Origin of the sequence: Pannonibacter sp. (genome assembly GCF_051860505.1) — a bacterium.
GTDB lineage: Bacteria > Pseudomonadota > Alphaproteobacteria > Rhizobiales > Stappiaceae > Pannonibacter.
Genome location: NZ_JBHYDX010000008.1, coordinates 151,207 through 167,507, shown reverse-complemented (window position 1 = coordinate 167,507; position 16,301 = coordinate 151,207). Strand labels below are relative to the sequence as shown.

Annotated in this window: 15 protein-coding genes and 1 pseudogene; 9 read left to right on the top strand and 7 right to left on the bottom strand. The window is 63.4% G+C overall.

What is annotated here, in order from left to right:
• Positions 1-76: 76 nt before the first annotated feature.
• From ACTIFE_RS08050 to ACTIFE_RS08035, 4 genes and pseudogenes are all read left to right on the top strand, one after another.
• Positions 77-166: pseudogene (locus tag ACTIFE_RS08050) on the top strand (basic amino acid ABC transporter substrate-binding protein); the annotation flags it as partial.
• Between the two features lie 145 nt (positions 167-311).
• Complete coding sequence (locus tag ACTIFE_RS08045; protein WP_439528635.1) at positions 312-1,109, top strand: amino acid ABC transporter permease; 798 nt, start codon at positions 312-314, stop codon at positions 1,107-1,109.
• Positions 1,110-1,311: 202 nt separating this feature from the next.
• Positions 1,312-2,220 (top strand): MipA/OmpV family protein, encoded by a 909-nt coding sequence (locus tag ACTIFE_RS08040; protein ID WP_439528634.1) that lies wholly within the window; start codon positions 1,312-1,314, stop codon positions 2,218-2,220.
• A 216-nt stretch (positions 2,221-2,436) separates the two neighbouring features.
• Positions 2,437-3,741, top strand: a complete 1,305-nt coding sequence (locus ACTIFE_RS08035; protein WP_439528633.1) for a helix-turn-helix domain-containing protein — start codon at positions 2,437-2,439, stop codon at positions 3,739-3,741.
• A gap of 16 nt (positions 3,742-3,757) precedes the next feature.
• On the opposite strand, the gene ACTIFE_RS08030 is transcribed toward ACTIFE_RS08035, so the two are convergent.
• Positions 3,758-4,552 carry an SDR family NAD(P)-dependent oxidoreductase gene (locus tag ACTIFE_RS08030; RefSeq protein ID WP_439528632.1) on the bottom strand — a complete coding sequence of 265 codons (795 nt, stop codon included), beginning with the start codon at positions 4,550-4,552 and terminating at the stop codon, positions 3,758-3,760.
• A 55-nt stretch (positions 4,553-4,607) separates the two neighbouring features.
• A complete protein-coding gene (locus ACTIFE_RS08025) occupies positions 4,608-5,255 on the bottom strand; it encodes a ChrR family anti-sigma-E factor (RefSeq protein ID WP_439528631.1) in 648 nt (215 codons plus the stop codon).
• A 300-nt stretch (positions 5,256-5,555) separates the two neighbouring features.
• Between ACTIFE_RS08025 and ACTIFE_RS08020 the strand changes: the two genes are divergently transcribed.
• The 5 genes from ACTIFE_RS08020 to sseA all read left to right on the top strand — a co-directional run bounded on the left by ACTIFE_RS08020 (position 5,556) and on the right by sseA (position 10,547).
• Positions 5,556-6,593: a cysteine synthase A gene (locus ACTIFE_RS08020; RefSeq protein WP_439528630.1), complete on the top strand. Its 1,038-nt coding sequence runs from the start codon at positions 5,556-5,558 to the stop codon at positions 6,591-6,593.
• Positions 6,590-8,119 (top strand): cardiolipin synthase, encoded by a 1,530-nt coding sequence (gene cls / locus ACTIFE_RS08015; protein ID WP_439528629.1) that lies wholly within the window; start codon positions 6,590-6,592, stop codon positions 8,117-8,119. Before ACTIFE_RS08020 ends, cls begins: the two co-directional genes overlap by 4 nt.
• An 89-nt stretch (positions 8,120-8,208) precedes the next feature.
• Positions 8,209-8,853: a LysE family translocator gene (locus ACTIFE_RS08010; RefSeq protein WP_439528628.1), complete on the top strand. Its 645-nt coding sequence runs from the start codon at positions 8,209-8,211 to the stop codon at positions 8,851-8,853.
• A 97-nt stretch (positions 8,854-8,950) separates the two neighbouring features.
• On the top strand, positions 8,951-9,664 hold the full coding sequence (locus ACTIFE_RS08005; RefSeq protein WP_439528627.1) for an alanyl-tRNA editing protein: 714 nt from the start codon (positions 8,951-8,953) through the stop codon (positions 9,662-9,664).
• 43 nt (positions 9,665-9,707) lie between these two features.
• Complete coding sequence (gene sseA / locus ACTIFE_RS08000) at positions 9,708-10,547, top strand: 3-mercaptopyruvate sulfurtransferase (protein ID WP_439528626.1); 840 nt, start codon at positions 9,708-9,710, stop codon at positions 10,545-10,547.
• Positions 10,548-10,585: 38 nt separating this feature from the next.
• Here sseA and ACTIFE_RS07995 read toward each other — a convergent pair whose 3' ends face one another.
• The 5 genes from ACTIFE_RS07995 to ACTIFE_RS07975 all read right to left on the bottom strand — a co-directional run bounded on the left by ACTIFE_RS07995 (position 10,586) and on the right by ACTIFE_RS07975 (position 16,067).
• On the bottom strand, positions 10,586-11,110 hold the full coding sequence (locus ACTIFE_RS07995) for an META domain-containing protein (protein WP_439528625.1): 525 nt from the start codon (positions 11,108-11,110) through the stop codon (positions 10,586-10,588).
• Positions 11,111-11,522: 412 nt separating this feature from the next.
• The gene (locus ACTIFE_RS07990) at positions 11,523-12,326 is read right to left on the bottom strand and encodes an amino acid ABC transporter ATP-binding protein (RefSeq protein ID WP_439528624.1); all 804 of its coding nucleotides are present in this window, start codon (positions 12,324-12,326) and stop codon (positions 11,523-11,525) included.
• Between the two features lie 102 nt (positions 12,327-12,428).
• Positions 12,429-13,586: an amino acid ABC transporter permease gene (locus tag ACTIFE_RS07985; protein WP_439528623.1), complete on the bottom strand. Its 1,158-nt coding sequence runs from the start codon at positions 13,584-13,586 to the stop codon at positions 12,429-12,431.
• A gap of 11 nt (positions 13,587-13,597) precedes the next feature.
• Complete coding sequence (locus ACTIFE_RS07980; RefSeq protein ID WP_439528622.1) at positions 13,598-14,812, bottom strand: amino acid ABC transporter permease; 1,215 nt, start codon at positions 14,810-14,812, stop codon at positions 13,598-13,600.
• A gap of 238 nt (positions 14,813-15,050) precedes the next feature.
• Entirely contained in the window at positions 15,051-16,067 is a 1,017-nt protein-coding gene (locus ACTIFE_RS07975; protein WP_439528621.1) for an amino acid ABC transporter substrate-binding protein, read from the bottom strand.
• Between the last annotated feature and the right edge of the window lie 234 nt (positions 16,068-16,301).

Below are 16,301 nucleotides of genomic sequence, written 5' to 3'. Positions count from 1 at the left end.
CGCCCTCAATGCCATGATGGGACAAAAAAGGGACTTCAGCGATCAACCAACTTGACAGCAACCGATACAGTTGCTGGTCAATGCCGCCATAGCCTCCATGAAGGCCGACGGCACCATCGCCGCGCTCGATAAGAAGTGGTTCCTCGACTACAAGATGGGCCAGTAAGGTCGCAGCCTCAGAGGCTGTCGCATCCCGCCTTGAACATGCGCAGGGCGCGCAAGGGCTGAACCGGAACCCGATGGGAAACACCCGTCGGGTTCCGGTCTTTCGTGCAACAGCCCCTCTCCAGCCCCTTCGGAGCGCTTAAGCCATGGGCCCGTCCCGCAAGACATCAACGACCGACTTTCCCTGGTGGCTGGTGGTGCTTGGCCTGGCCGGTGCCTATGCCTTCGGCCAGGCGCTGACCAGTGAGGTGCATGCGCAGGTGCTGTCCGTGCTGTCGCAGGGCATCGGCATCACGTTGCTCGTCACCGTAACGGGGTTTGCGGGAGCCTCCGCGCTCGGCCTGCTGCTCGCTGTCGGCGGGCTGTCACGGTTCCTCGTGATCCGGCAGGTGGTGAAGTTCTACATCGAGGTGATCCGCGGGATCCCGATCATCGTGCTGCTGCTCTATGTGGCTTTCGCCGGCGTGCCGATGCTGGTGGAGGCATGGAACTTTCTGACCGGGCCACTGGGGCTGGAACCGGTCAGGACGCGGGACATTTCGCTGCTGTGGCGGGCGGTGACGGCACTGGTGCTGGCCTATTCTGCGTTTCTGGCGGAAGTGTTCCGGGCCGGGATCGTCGCCGTCGATCCGGGCCAGATCGAGGCGGCCAAGGCGCTGGGGCTGAATGGCTGGCTGCGCTTCCGGCTGATCGTGGCGCCGCAGGCCTTCCGCACCATCCTGCCGCCCTATGGCAACGACTTTATCGCCATGGTGAAGGATTCGTCGCTGGTGTCGGTGCTCGGCGTTACCGACGTGACCCAGCTCGGCAAGGTGACGGCGGCCGGAAATTTCCGCTACTTCGAGACCTACAACCTGGTGGCGCTGATCTATCTGACCCTGACCGTGACCCTGTCGCTCGGACTGAGCCGGCTGGAACGGCACCTGCGCCAGAGCAAGGACTGAAGCCAGCCTGCCGACGTCCGGCTCCACCGGCCCGCACATGATGCCCTTCCATCTGCCGCCAGAGCGCGGCGACCTTTCGTCCGGGCCAGCCCGACCGGACGCAGTTCCGCCTGCAATCTGGCATCTCCGTCGCAACCGCAGTGCCCGGCACCGCGGCCCGACCGGCGCGACCTCCCTGCGCGCCCCAAGCGGAGAATTCGACGTGACCCATCATCGCCCCGTCCTCACCGGCCTTGCCCTCGGCCTCGGACTAAGCGTCCTTGCCCTTCCCGCCTTTGCCGCAGATCTCGAGGAGCCGGCGCGACAGGACTTTCCCGAGCTCGCCGTTGATGAGGCAAAGCCGGACTGGACGGTCACTGTCGGCGGCGGCGCGCTTTATGCGCCGGCATTCCTCGGGTCCGACAAGATGAAGGTGCTTCCCGTTCCGTATGTCGCGGTCAATTGGCGCGATACCGTCCTGCTCGATCCCAAGGGCCTCACTGTCAACGCCCTCGACACCTACGGATTTCGGGCCGGGCCGGTCCTGCGCTACAGCATGGGCCGCGACACCAAGGACGACCGCAAGACGCTGAACGGCCTTGGCGACCTGGCGCCGACGCTCGATGCCGGCGGCTTCATCGCCTATGAACCGTTGCCCTGGCTGGAGGCCGCGGTGGAACTCAGGCGCAGCGTCCTGAAGCTGAAGGACAGCCGGGACAAAAGCCTGAACCGCTTCGGCCTCAACGAAAAGATCAAGGCGGCCGAAGGCTGGACCGGTGACTTCACGCTCGGCGTCAAGGCCCCGCCGCTGCTGGACCACCGCCTGATGCTGGGCGCGGCTGCCAAGGCGACCTGGTTTGACGAGAGCTACATGCGCTCGGTCTTCGGGGTCAGCGCCGCCCAGTCCGGGCGCAGCGGGCTCAAGACCTTCCGGCCGTCCGGCGGCATCGCCAGTGTCGGGATCTCGGCGGATGCGACCTATCTCCTGACCGAGAAGGCAGCCTTCACCCTGACCGGATCCTATGACCGGCTGGTGGGCGAGGCGGCGAAATCGCCGATCGTGACGGGCAGCCGCGGCTCGAAGAACCAGTACTCGGTCGGTGCCTTCGTGACGTATCGCTTCGGCGGCTGACATTGCCGTTTCCGCCCCCCTGAAGTGTCCGGTCGGGCCCGTCCGGACGCCTGACGCCTCAGGGCATGGCACATGGGTGCCTGTTCCCGTCCCGTGTTCCTCAACACGCGCCACAAGGCCACTGCCCCACCCGGCCTTGACGGGACCAGACCGCGCATGCGCAGATCACCCTGCGCATGCGCGCCTTCTTTTCGATGCGGGGCGAACCCTTGCGGAGTGCCGATCCTGTATACGAACGATCTTTTCATCCTTGCCCTCGGACTGGCAACGCATCTGGTCTTCGTCATCGGGCTCCTGCTGACCCGCCGCGAGCCGCGCAAGGACCACTCGCTGGCGATCTCCGCCTTCCTGGGCTTGGTGCTGGTGATGGCCCTCGGCGACCTGACCGAGGTGATGTATGGCATCGGCGAGTGGACATTGCCCGGCCCAAACCATGTCGTGGCGGTGATGACGCCGCTGCTGCTGCTGGAAGGCCCGGCGCTTTACTTTTATGCACGGGCCTTGTCCAGCAAGGACCCCCTGAGCTTCAACCGCAAGGACCTCTGGCACCTGGCGCCATATGCGGCCATGCAGTTCCTGACCATCCTGCTTTACGCAAAGTCACAGCCCGTCGCCCTGCATGGTCCGAGCCTGCACGATCTTGGCACGACCCTGTCGACGCCCTTGCCGCCCGAACGGCTGATCACCATGCTGGTCTATCTGCCGGTCATGACCCTTTACGTGGCGATGAGCATCCGCGAACTTGGGCGGCACGAACGGCAGAAACTCGACTATTTCTCGAACCTCGAAGGCAGCAGCCTGCGCTGGCTGCACTGGAACATTCCGCTGATGGGACTGTCCTGGGGCATCAACCTGGTGCTGCTTGGCGACAACCTGCTGTTCAACCAGCTCAATCCCTCACCGATGGTCAGCGTGCTGATCTTTGCCGCCTGGATCTACCCCCTGACCTTCATGGCGCTGTGGCAGCAGCCGATCTACGCCCCCGCCCGTCGCAGCCCGGCCGCCGAGGCGGAAATGGACGCCGGTGTCGTACTGAAGGTGCCACGCGAGGTGCTGCAGGTGAGCGAGGAAGCGCCGGCCGTGGCATTGACTGAAGCGCGCTATCAGCGCTCGGCACTGGACGGGGAGCGGATGAAGCGGATCGCGGGCAAGATCGAGCGAGCCATGGCGGAGGACAAGCTCTATCGCAACCACGCCCTTAACCTGCGCAATCTCTCCGACCACCTGAAAGTATCCGAGAACTATCTGTCCCAGGTGCTGAACGACTATATCGGCAGCAATTTCTACGAGTATGTCAACCACTGGCGGGTCCGCGAGGCCTGCGAGCTGCTGACCAACACGACGAACCGGATCATCGACATCGGCGAAGATGTCGGGTTCAACGCCCGCTCGACCTTCAATGCGGCGTTCCGCAAGGAAATGGGCCAGACGCCGTCCGACTATCGCACTGCTGCCATGCGCGAAACGGCAGAGAAGAAGTCAGCTCTCCTGCGTTTCCCGGCAACAGACGGTCCAGGATGAAGGCCTGCGGCCGGGTTCACAGCGGCTTTTTTGCCCATCCAGTGGCGCGGGCGACGAGCGGGAAATACAGGCGATAAGGCAAGAGGCGCAGGAACTTCAGCTGACGGACAAAGGCGCGCGGAAAGGCGATCTCGAACGCCTTGCCTTTCAGGCCCTCGGCGATGGCCTTTGCGGCCGCCTCGACCGACATCAGATGCGGCATCGGGAAAGGGTTCTCGGCGGTGGCCGGTGTGTCGACAAACCCGGGCGAAACCAGCTGGATGCGGATCCCGGCGCGGTCGAGGTCGAACTTCAGGCTTTCGGTCATGTTGATCAAGCCGGCCTTGGTCGCGCCATAGGCTGCAGAGGTTGGCAGTCCACTGTAGCCGGCCACCGAGGCAACCACGGCGATCTGGCCCTTATACCGCGGTGTCATCGCCGCGATGACCGGCAGCAGCACATTGACGGTGCCCTTGAGGTTGACGTCGATGGTCTGGGAATAAGCCTCAGCAGACCCTGCAAGCCCGTCCTGCGGCAGATAGATGCCGGCATTGGCAACGAGAAGCGCAACGGGCGCAAGTTCGGTCTCGATTCGCGCGGCAATCGCCGCCATGGCGAGAGCGTCCGTGACGTCGCCAGGCATCGGGACAATGCGCCCGGCAAGGTCCCTGGCGTCAGTAGCAAGCGTTTCGAGCGCTGCGGCGGAGCGGGCGGTCGCAACAACCGTCCAGCCGGCGCCGGCCAGCTCAAGCGCCAGGGCGCGTCCGATACCGGAACTGGCTCCGGTGATCCAGGCGGCTCCATCGGCGGGGGTTGCGACATAAACGGTCAAGGCAATTCTCCTGCGGTTCCATTCGTTTACGCAGGAGAGCCTTCGGCGGATTTCGTCACATGCGCATGAAGGGCTGGAACAGGCGCCCGACGGGGCCTGTCAGGCGCAGATGCCCGTCCGTGACAGCAAAGCAGATGCAGTCCTCGTCGCGGTCGGCAATCGGCTTGTGGTCGATGTGATCATCGGCAATGGCGATGTCACCACGCACGTAATGGCCATCCGCATCGGCAAAGCCGCCCTGCAGCACCAACGTCAGTTCGGTCCCGTCGTGGGTGTGTGAAGGAACAGCCCGTCCGGCGCGGATCCAAAGGAGGCTGGCGGAGCAGCCATCGACCTCGCCCATGCGGTATTCTTTCACTCCCGGCATCAGGCTGCGCCAGGCAAGCCCCTCCAGCGAGGGGCGGCCCATCATGCGCCGAAGGCTCGCGGGAAGGCGCGGATCAAAGGATTCTTCCGGCTGGGCGGTACTGACCTGCGGTGCGCCGAGACCAAAAATGGCGGCGAGCCGGGCGTCCCGATTGGTCAGAGCAACCGGCTTTGTCTCTTCCAGTTCCAGACCGCCCAGAGCTTCAAGCTGACGGACGTATGTGCGGTTGCGATCCGTCAGTTCCAGATGCGCGCTGACGAGCACGCGGGCCGGCTCGGCCAGCGTTCCGGCGACATATCCCGCAAGCAGTTCATCGAGTCCAGTCGTGTGTTCCATATGTGTGCCCGACAGTCATTTTATGGCGCGCGCTCTTTGTCGCGCTATCGTTTAAATGGTCTTACGGCGATCAACACAAACCGGATCACGCCCATGTGTATTTTCGGAAAACTAGTCACACAGACCGTTTCCGACAAGGCTTTCCCAAGACAGATAAGGTCGGTTTCTGTTTCTGTTTTGGCAAAGATGACCGCTGGCCAGACAGGGCACCATGGCTGCGACTTGATCCTTCTGCCAAGGGCGTTTAGCGTCCGCACAAGGACGCCTCCCCCGCTTTTCTGCAAGATCGGACATTTTTTCATGACCCGCACCGCTTCTGTCGTTGAGTGCATCGGCAACACGCCGCTGATCCGCCTGAACCGCCTGTCGGACGAGACGGGCTGCGAAATCCTGGGCAAGGCCGAGTTCATGAACCCGGGCCAGTCGGTCAAAGACCGCGCCGGCAAGCAGATGATTCTCGAGGCGGAAGCGCGTGGCGACCTGAAGCCCGGTGGCCTGATCGTCGAAGGCACCGCAGGCAACACCGGCATCGGCCTTGCGCTTGTGGCCAGCGCCCGCGGCTATCGCACCGTCATCGTCATGCCGGACAGCCAGAGCCAGGAAAAGAAGGACATGCTGCGGCTCGCCGGTGCGCAGCTCGTCGAGGTGCCGGTGAAGCCCTTCTCCGACCCGAACAACTATCAGCATGTCGCCCGGCGCCTTGCTGAACAGCTGGCCGCGCAGGAACCCAATGGCGTGCTGTTTGCCGACCAGTGGAACAACCTCGACAACCGCAAGGCACATTACGTCGGCACCGGACCTGAAATCTGGCGCGACACGGAAGGCAAGGTCGACGCCTTCATCTGTGCGGTCGGCACCGGCGGCACGCTGGCTGGCACCTCCGGCTATCTGCGGGAGCAGAAGGCAGACATCGTCATCGGCTGCGCGGATCCGCATGGCGCCGGCATGTATTCCCTCTTCACCACCGGGAAGGCTGAAATGTCGCCGGGCGGGTCTGTCTCGGAAGGCATCGGCCTTGGCCGGGTGACGCCGATCATCGAAACGGCAAAGGTCGACAAGGCCTATATGATCCCCGATGAAGAAGCCCTGCCGTTGCTGTTTGACCTTGCCGAGCATGAGGGCCTGCTGCTGGGGGGATCCAGCGCGATCAACATCGCCGGCGCCCGGCGGCTGGCGCGCGACATGGGACCGGGCCACACCATCGTGACCATCCTGTGCGACCATGGCTCGCGCTACCAGTCGAAGCTGTATAACCCGGACTTCCTGAAGGCGAAGAACCTGCCCGTGCCAAGCTGGCTCGAGCCCAGGGCTGCCATTCCTGCCCCCTTCGCGGGATGAGCACTCCCCTGGCGGGCACAGCTTCACCGCCTCCGGCTGATCCTCTTCCGGTCGCCAGCACGCTCGCCGGATCCATCGAGCATGATGTTTCGGTCGTTGATATCGTGCTCAACAACCTCGGGATCATCGCCGGGGTCACGGCGGTGCTGTATCTCATTGCCGGGATCTGCGCCGTGCGGGAGGTCATGAACAGCCGCTCGGCGCAGGGCTCGATCGCCTGGCTGCTGTCGTTGTTCTTCCTGCCGTTCCCCACCGCGTTTCTGTATCTCGTGTTCGGCTGGAAACAGTTTGACGACTATGCCGACGTGCAGCGCAAGATGGGCCGGTTCGAGCGCCGCCTGCGCGCAGCCGAACTCGGGCTGGGTGACCGGGACGCCACCGACGACTGGCCGGTGCTGTCGAAGATTGCCAACCTGCCGTTCCTGTCCGGCAATGCCTGCGAGCTGCTGATTGACGGCGAGGCGACGTTTTCCTCGATCCTGAAGGGCATTTCGGACGCGAAAGATGTGGTGCTGGTGCAGTTCTTCATCATTCGCGATGACGTTCTGGGCCGGACGCTGGCCGATCTCCTGATCGAAAAGGCGCGGCAAGGCGTGCGCGTCTATCTGCTCTATGACGAGATCGGCTCCAAGGGCCTGCCGAAATCCTATATCCGGCGGCTGCGGCGCGGCGGCATCGCGGTTTCGGGCTTCAACGAGACCCACCATTACCTGCGGCTGCTTGGCCCGATGCGGATCAACTACCGCAACCATCGCAAGGTGGTCGTGGTGGACAACCGCCATGCCTGGGTCGGCGGCCACAATGTCGGCGACGAGTATCTCGGCCGCGATCCCGACTTCGGACACTGGCGCGACACGCATGTGAAGGTGTCCGGCCCGGCGGCCCTCGCCTGCACGCTGTCCTTTGCGGAAGACTGGCACTGGGGCAGCGGTCAGGCGCTGGACATCGTCTCGCCGGGGCCGTTCGAACCGCAGGGCGACGAGCCGGTGCTGGTGATGCCGACCGGGCCGGCCGATCCGCAGGAGGACTGTTCCATCGCCTTTACCGAGGTGATTTCCCGCGCCCGCAAGCGCCTGTGGGTCGTCAGTCCCTATTTCGTGCCGGGACCGGAAATCCAGACTGCGCTTTATGCCGCCGCGATGCGCGGCGTTGATGTGCGGGTGCTGCTGCCGGAAAAGGCAGACCATCGCCTCGTCTGGCTGGCAAGCCATGCCCATGCCGATGATCTCGTCAATCATGGCATCAAGGTCTATCGCTATCTGGACGGCTTCCTGCACCAGAAGGTGGTGCTGGTGGACGAGGACCTCGCCTCTGTCGGCACGGTGAATTTCGACAATCGCTCGTTCCACATCAATTTCGAGATTACACTGTGGTTCAGCCACAAGCCGTTCATCGCCCAGATCGCGGCGATGCTGGAGGCGGATTTACGGCTGGCGCGACGCACCGCGCCCGATGATCTTGACCAGCGGCCCTATCTGTTCCGGGTTCTGGCGCAAAGCGCCCGGCTGCTGTCGCCGATCCTTTAGAGGGTGATTTCCGTGAGCTGGCGCAGTGGCGCCGGTCACCGCGCCACGATATATCTGTTTCCACCCTGTCGCAGCCGGAGCGCCGTGCGATGTCGTTTGTGCCTGATCTTGCCGTCCTTGCCAGCTTCACCCTCGCCGCGATCGTCCTGATCATCACGCCGGGGCCCGACATGACCTTGCAGCTGTCGAAGACGCTGGTGCATGGACGGGTTGCCGGGTGGGTGTGTTTTGCCGGCGCAGTTGCCGGCATCGTGGTGCATACCGTGCTGGCCGCCATCGGCGTCTCGGTGCTGCTTGCAACCTCTCCGTCCGCCTTTCTCGTGCTCAAGGTTCTGGGTGCAGGCTATCTGGTCTGGCTGGCGGTGGATGCCATCCGCAACGGATCGGCCCTGTCGCTCGAAGAAGGCACCGCACCTGACGTGCCCTTGCGCAAGCTGTTCGCCCAGGCCGTGCTGACCAATCTGCTCAACCCGAAGGTCGTGCTGTTCTTCGTGACCTTCCTGCCGCAGTTCGTCAGTGTCACGGACCCGGAAGCGACCGGAAAGCTGTTCTTCCTCGGGCTCTACTTCGTGATCCTGTCCCTGCCCTTCGGGATCGGGATGGTGGCGAGCGCCGGCGCCATCTCGCGGGCACTCAAGACGTCGCCGCGTGCCATCCGGGCCTTTGACTGGCTGTTTGCCGGAGTTATGGGGACCTTTGCCGTGAAGTTGCTGGCCGCCCGCGCGGCTGTATGAGCCTTCGCCTGAGGCCCTGACCTGCCGGTTGCGCTTCAGGCTGGCCATGCTAACGTCACCTCCCCGCCGCTTCGGTTCACCAGTTGAGGAGCACAGCATGACGGAGCCATTGTTCCGCGACGACGCCTATTTGCGCAGCTGCGAGGCCCGTGTGATCGAGGTGACCGGTGACGGGGCCATCGTTCTGGACCGCAGCGTGTTCTACGCCACCAGCGGCGGCCAGCCGGGAGACACCGGGTATCTGGAACGCGCGGATGGCAGCCGCATCGAGATTGCTGCCGCGATCTATGCCGATGGCAAGACCGGGCACCGGCACCTGCCAGCTGCCGGCGCGGACATCCCTGATCCTGGCGAACTGGTGGTGGCGCATGTGGACTGGGCCCGGCGCTACCGGCTGATGCGCATGCATACGGCGCTGCACATCATTTGCGCCGTGCTGAAGACCAAGATCACCGGCTGCCAGATTGGCGAGGACGAGAGCCGCATCGATCTCGACATGCCCGAACCGCCGGAACGCGAGGCCATCGAAGCGGAAATCCGCGCCGCGGTCGAGCGCGACATGGAGATCTCGACGTCGTGGATCACCGACGCCGAACTTGACGCCAACCCCGGGCTCATCAAATCGATGAGCGTGTCGCCGCCGCGTGGCTCCGGCCAGGTCCGGCTGGTGCGCATCGGCGCGGACTTCGACCTGCAGCCCTGCGGCGGCACCCATGTCAGCCGCACCAGCGAAGTGGGCCGCATCGACATCACCAAGATGGAAAAGAAGGGCAAGCTGAACCGGCGCATCCGCATCCAGCTTGCCGACTGACCACCCTTCGCCATCCCCCCCTTTCCCACTCTGGAGTTTCCCGATGACATCCCCGCTCGTATCGACCGAATGGCTTGCCGCCCACATGTCCGCGCCGGATGTGCTGGTTCTGGATGCCAGCCTGCATCTGCCGGGCTCGGGCCGCGATGCCAACGCCGAATATCTCGCGGAACACATTCCAGGGGCCGTACGCTTCGACATCGAGGCGATCAGCGACACAGCCAGCCCGCTGCCGCACATGATGCCGGCACCGCATGTGTTCTCCTCGATGATGCGCAAGCTCGGCATCGGCGATGGCATGACTTTGGTGGTCTATGACAGCGCCGGACTGTTCTCGGCCGCGCGCGGCTGGTGGATGCTCAAGACCATGGGCGCGCCGCGGGTCTTTGTACTAGATGGCGGGCTGCCGAAATGGAAGGCGGAGGGGCGGCCCCTGGAGGATGGCGCAATGCGCAGACCCGAGCGGCACTTTACCGCCCGGATGAACAACGGCGCCGTGGTCGACCTTGAGGACATGCGGCAGATCGTAGACAGCGGCGCGCGCCAGGTGGTGGACGCCCGCTCGGCCGAGCGGTTCGCCGGAACCGCACCGGAGCCCCGCGCAGGCCTGCGGTCAGGCCATATGCCGGGCGCGCTCAACACCCCCATCGGCAGCCTTCTTTCCAGCGATGGCACGGTGAAGGACGCGGCTGGACTTCGGGCCGTCTTCGCCGAGGCCGGGGTCGATCTCGACAAGCCGGTGACAACCTCCTGCGGCTCGGGCGTGACCGCCGCTGCCGTGACACTGGCCCTGACAATCCTCGGCCACAAGGACCTCAGCCTCTATGACGGGTCCTGGTCCGAATGGGGCGCGCTTGCCGACACGCCGGTCGTCACCGGATGAGCGAGCCCCGGCGGGGCACTGCCGCCGGGACCTGCACCTCACATCAATGTCAGGGTGACGACGGGTTCGGACTTCGCATCCAGCAGGATCAGTTTGCCGCGTTCGCTGCGATAGTCGACGGCAGCGTTGATGGCATCGACGAACTTGCGCTCCTGATCCATCACAGCCGGCGGGCACGCCTTGCGGGTGACTGCGAGCGGACCGATCTTCAGGACACCGCCGCCCTGCCGGATCTGGCCGAACATGGTGTTGCACCCGGTGGACCCGGCGACAGTTCCCGCTTCCTCGATTTCGAGGACGCTCTGGGCGTAGTCAATGACACCGTTGCCGCCGATGTCCTCGGCCAGCCACTTGCCGACCAGATCGGCCGGCAGCGCCGTATCCTGGGCTCTTGCGGAAAGCGCAAGAGCCAGAAACAGGGCCAGCGCAAGTGGCAGGCTCATGGCGACAAGACGGGCCAGCGCGCCGAGGCCTGTGTTTCCTGCAAGGCTTCGGACGCGTGTCAAAGGCGCAGGGGCTGCGGGGTGGGCTGTCGTGGAAAAGGTGGCAGAACTCAAGTTCATTTCGTGGGCGGATCTCAAATCAGGCCTCCTGGGCTTTCGCTTCGCCAGACGGACGCAACGCTTAGCAGAGGAGCCGATAACGTTACGTGAATAGGGTGAAAGAAAGACCGCCACGTCTCCCGCCGACAGAAAAATTTGGCCCGTGACACCACAAAGGGCGCGGGAGTTTCCTCCCGCGCCCTGAGCTTGATGACAAACCACAACCTCACCGGTCCCGGCCAAGCGTAGCGCGGAGCCGGGACCGGTGAGGCGGAGCCTTTATATTTCAATGCGTTACCCTGGAGAGACCTTGGCTCTCCGGTCCCGGATCTCCGCTTCGCTGCGTCCGGGATGACGATAGAGGGTTTGTCAGGACTCTGAGGGCGCGGGAGTTTCCTCCCGCGCCCTCGAAGATGCTTGGCCGGGCACCCTGTCAGTGATGCAGGATCTGGCTCAGGAACAGCTTGGTGCGCTCGTGCTGCGGATTGAGGAAGAAGGCTTCCGGCTCGTTCTGCTCCACGATCTGGCCCGCATCCATGAAAATGACGCGGTTGGCGACCTTGCGGGCAAAGCCCATTTCGTGGGTCACGCAGAGCATGGTCATGCCTTCTTCGGCAAGGTTGACCATCACGTCCAGCACTTCCTTGATCATTTCCGGATCGAGCGCCGAGGTCGGCTCATCGAACAGCATGATCTTCGGGCTCATGCACAGGGCACGGGCAATGGCCACGCGCTGCTGCTGGCCACCGGAAAGCTGGCCCGGGTATTTGTGCGCCTGCTCGGGGATCTTGACCCGGGCGAGATAGTGCATCGCAACTTCCTCGGCCTGCTTCTTCGGCATCTTGCGCACCCAGATCGGCGCCAGGGTGCAGTTTTCCAGGATCGTCAGGTGCGGGAACAGGTTGAAGTGCTGGAAGCACATGCCAACCTCGCGGCGGATCTCGTCGATCTTCTTGAGATCATTGGTCAGTTCGATGCCATCGACCGCGATCTTGCCCTTCTGGTGCTCTTCCAGGCGGTTGATGCAGCGGATCATGGTCGACTTGCCGGAGCCCGAGGGACCGCAGATCACGATGCGCTCGCCGCGCATCACCTTCAGATTGATGTCACGCAGGACGTGGAAGTCGCCGTACCACTTGTTCATGCCGACAATCTCGACCGCCACATCCGTGTCGGAGACGGTCATCTTGCTGCGGTCGACCGCGATTTCAATGTCGGAGACTGCGTTCTCAGTCATGGGTTTACTCCAGAATACGTCTTTTCAAGAGGCGGCGCGGACGGACCGCACCTGCTGGGCGAGAGGCGGCGCGGATCGGCCGCGCCGGCCATTCGGCTGAAGCTAACGCTTGTGCCCGGTATGCAGCAGATTCTCCATGTAGATGGAGTAGCGCGACATGCCGAAGCAGAAGGTGAAGAAGATCATCGCGGCAAAGAGATAGCCCGTGTGTCCGGTGACAGGCGTCGCCCAGGTCGGATCCGAGAAGGCCGACTGGATCTGGCCAAGCAGGTCGAACATGCCGACGATCAGCACCAGGGTCGTGTCCTTGAACAGGCCGATGAAGGTGTTGACGATGCCGGGGATCACCAGCTTGAGCGCCTGCGGCAGGATGATGAGACGCATCATCTGCCAGAAGCCGAGGCCAAGCGCCATCGCGCCTTCGTACTGACCCTTCGGGATCGCCTGCAGACCGCCACGCACCACTTCCGCCATATAGGCGGCCGAGAACAGGGTCACGCCGATCAGAACACGCAACAGCCGGTCAAAGGTCATGCCATCGGGCAGGAACAGCGGCAGCATCACCGAGGACATGAACAGCACGGTGATCAGCGGCACGCCGCGCCAGAACTCGATGAAAATCACCGAGAACATCTTGACGATCGGCAACTGCGACCGGCGGCCAAGGGCCAGGAGGATGCCGAGCGGCAGGGACGCGGTGATGCCGGTGACGGCAATCACCAAAGTGACCAGCAGACCGCCCCAGATGCGGGTTTCAACGATCGGCAGCACCACTTCACCGCCGATGACCAGACCGGTCAGCAGGAAATAGGCGACAATCGGGAAAGCAACCAGGAAGAGGGCTGCATTCAGCCGCTTGAAGGGAACCTTCGGCATCGCCAGCGGGATCAGCAGCAGGGCGAAGAGGGCATAGACGATGTTGACCCGCCAGACCTCCTCCGCCGGATAGCGGCCATAGATGAACTGCGGGAAATAGGCCCGCACGAAAGCCCAGCAGGCACCGACATGTTCGCCGGAGCCTTCCGGGGCGAGGCAGGCCTGGCGGTCCTCACCGCTCCAGACTGCATCAATGAGCGCGAACTGCACCAATGGGGCCAGCAGCAGCCAGGCCAGATAGAGACCGATCAGGGTCAGGACCGTGTTGCCGATCGAGGAAAACAGGTTCTGCCGCATCCAGCCGACGGCACCGGAGGTGGAAACCGGAGCCGGCAGCTTGGGCGCGTCCTCGGTGCGGATCTGAAAGACAGGGGGTTGAGCCATTGTGTTCATCCTTACCGCTCCACCAGCGCCATTTTCTGGTTGTACCAGTTCATGAAAGCCGACGTGATCAGGCTCAGCGACAGATAGACCAGCATCCAGATGGCAATGACCTCGATGGCCTGACCGGTCTGGTTCAGCACCGTTCCGCCCATCGATACGAGATCGGGAAACCCGACGGCAACGGCGAGCGAGGAGTTCTTGGTCAGGTTGAGATACTGGCTGGTCAGCGGCGGAATGATCACCCGCATCGCCTGCGGCACGATGACGAGACGCAGGGTCGGTGAGGCGCGAAGCCCGAGTGCACTTGCCGCTTCGGTCTGGCCATGGCTGACGGCCTGGATGCCGGCGCGCACGATTTCGGCAATGAAGGCCGAGGTGTAGATCGTGAGCGCAAGGGTCAGGGCCAGGAATTCCGGGATCAGTGTCATGCCCGTGCCAAGGGTGAAGCCCTGGCGCAGCAGCGGTCCCGTCTCGACAAACACCGGATGCTCCAGCGTGATCGGCATGCCGGTGGCCAGGAAGGCGATGACCGGCAAGCCGATGATCAGCCCGATTGCGGTGAGGAACACCGGAAACTGCTGACCTGTCGCCTCCTGGCGTTTGCGCGACCAGCGCCCGATGCCAAGAGACGCAACGATGGCGCCGATGAGCGCGAAGCCGACAATACCTGCCCCCGGAGCGTAGATCGGTTCCGGCATCCACAGACCGGCAACATTGAGGTGGAAGGTATCAAACAGTGACCACTTGCTGCGCTTGTCCGGAACGGCGCGCAGAACGGCGAAGTACCAGAAGAATATCTGCAGCAGCAATGGAACGTTGCGCAGGATCTCAACATACCAATAGGCGAGCTTGCCGATCACCCAGTTCTTCGACAGGCGGGCGACGCCGATGACGAAGCCAAGCAGTGTCGCCAGGATGATGCCGATGACGGCTACCAGCAGCGTGTTGAGAAAGCCGACCACAATCGCGTCACCATAGGTCGAGGCCTCGGTGTATGCGATCAGGCTCTGGGAGGTGCCAAAGCCGGCGTTTCTGTCAAGGAACCCGAAGCCGGAGGCAATATTCTGGCGCTGCAGGTTGCTGATCGTATTGTTCACGATCGTCCAGCCGGCAAAAACGATCATCGCCAGCAACAGCACCTGGAAGAAGATGCCTCGCGCACGCGGGTCGTTGACCAGCGACACCCTTGCTTCGGGCTCCGCTCCGTCGTTATCCCGAATTGTCATGTACCCTCGCCAAACACGAGCGGCATCGGCGCGTGATTGATGTCCGCACCCGTCATGCCGCCGGCCGTTTCATTTCCCCGTCGACGCGGAAACGGCCATTTTGTCCCCTGAAGGCAAGCCCCGTTGTTGTTCTAGTGGCTCACCTTATGACGCTCGTCCCGGCCGGTTTTATCAACCGGCCGGGACGGCGAGACGGAACCTGGACCCTGGAGAGGCCAGGTTCACCAGTCAGCAGACCTTAGCGGACCGGCGGAGCGTACTGGATGCCGCCCTTGGTCCACAGTGCGTTCAGGCCACGGGCGATGCCCAGCGGAGTGTCCGGACCGACGTTGCGGTCGAAGGCCTCGCCATAGTTGCCGACGCTCTTCACGATGTTGACGACCCAGTCGTTGGACACGCCAAGCGCTTCACCGAAGGCACCGTCAACGCCGAGCAGACGCTTGATTTCCGGGTTGGCAGAGGCCTTCATCTCTTCGACGTTGGCCTGGGTCACGCCCAGTTCTTCAGCGTTGATCATCGCAAACAGCGACCACTTGACGACGTCGAACCACTGGTCATCGCCATGGCGCACGACCGGGCCGAGCGGCTCCTTGGAGATGATTTCCGGCAGAACGATGTGGTCACCCGGGTTTGTCAGCTTCAGACGCTCTGCATAGAGGCCCGAGGCGTCGGTGGTGAACACGTCGCAGCGGCCGGCGTCATAGGCCTTGACCACTTCGTCGGCCTTTTCGAAGGCGACGATTTCATACGGCATGTTGTTGGTGCGGAAGTAGTCGGCGACGTTCAGCTCGGTGGTGGTGCCGGTCTGGGTGCAGACAGACGCGCCCGACAGTTCGAGAGCGCCGGCAACGCCGAGCGACTTGCGAACCATGAAGCCCTGGCCGTCATAATAGGTGACGCCGGTAAAGTTCAGGCCGAGCGAGGTATCGCGCGACGCGGTCCAGGTGGTGTTGCGCGACAGCATGTCGATTTCGCCGGACTGGAGGGCGGTGAAGCGCTCCTTGGCGTTCAGCGGCGAGTACTTGACCTTGCTGGCATCGCCGAACACGGCAGCGGCAACGGCACGGCAGACATCGACATCGAGGCCGGTCCAGTTGCCCTGCGCGTCCGGATTGGAGAAGCCCGGCAGGCCCTGGCTCACACCACACTGGATGAAGCCCTTGGCCTTGACGTCGTCAAGGGTGCCGGCGGACGCGGAGGTCGCGGCAACGCCCATCGCGGCGCCGAGCAGAAGCGGAACGAGATTAGCTTTCATGGATTTGCAGCCTTTATTGTTACCCATCTGTATTTTTTCATCGGTCTTGCCGCCGCAACCACGTCACGCCCGCCTCCGGACCCCCTCCCCGGCCGTAACCGGGTCCCGGTCCTCCCGACAGCACTTCCGGCTGCCTTGCGGGGGACATGATTGAACGCCAATCCAATGAAGGCCATTCGATGGCATTTGACGGGGCGGGTCAAGGGGTTGCAGTTTGGTCTGAGGAAAATTTCC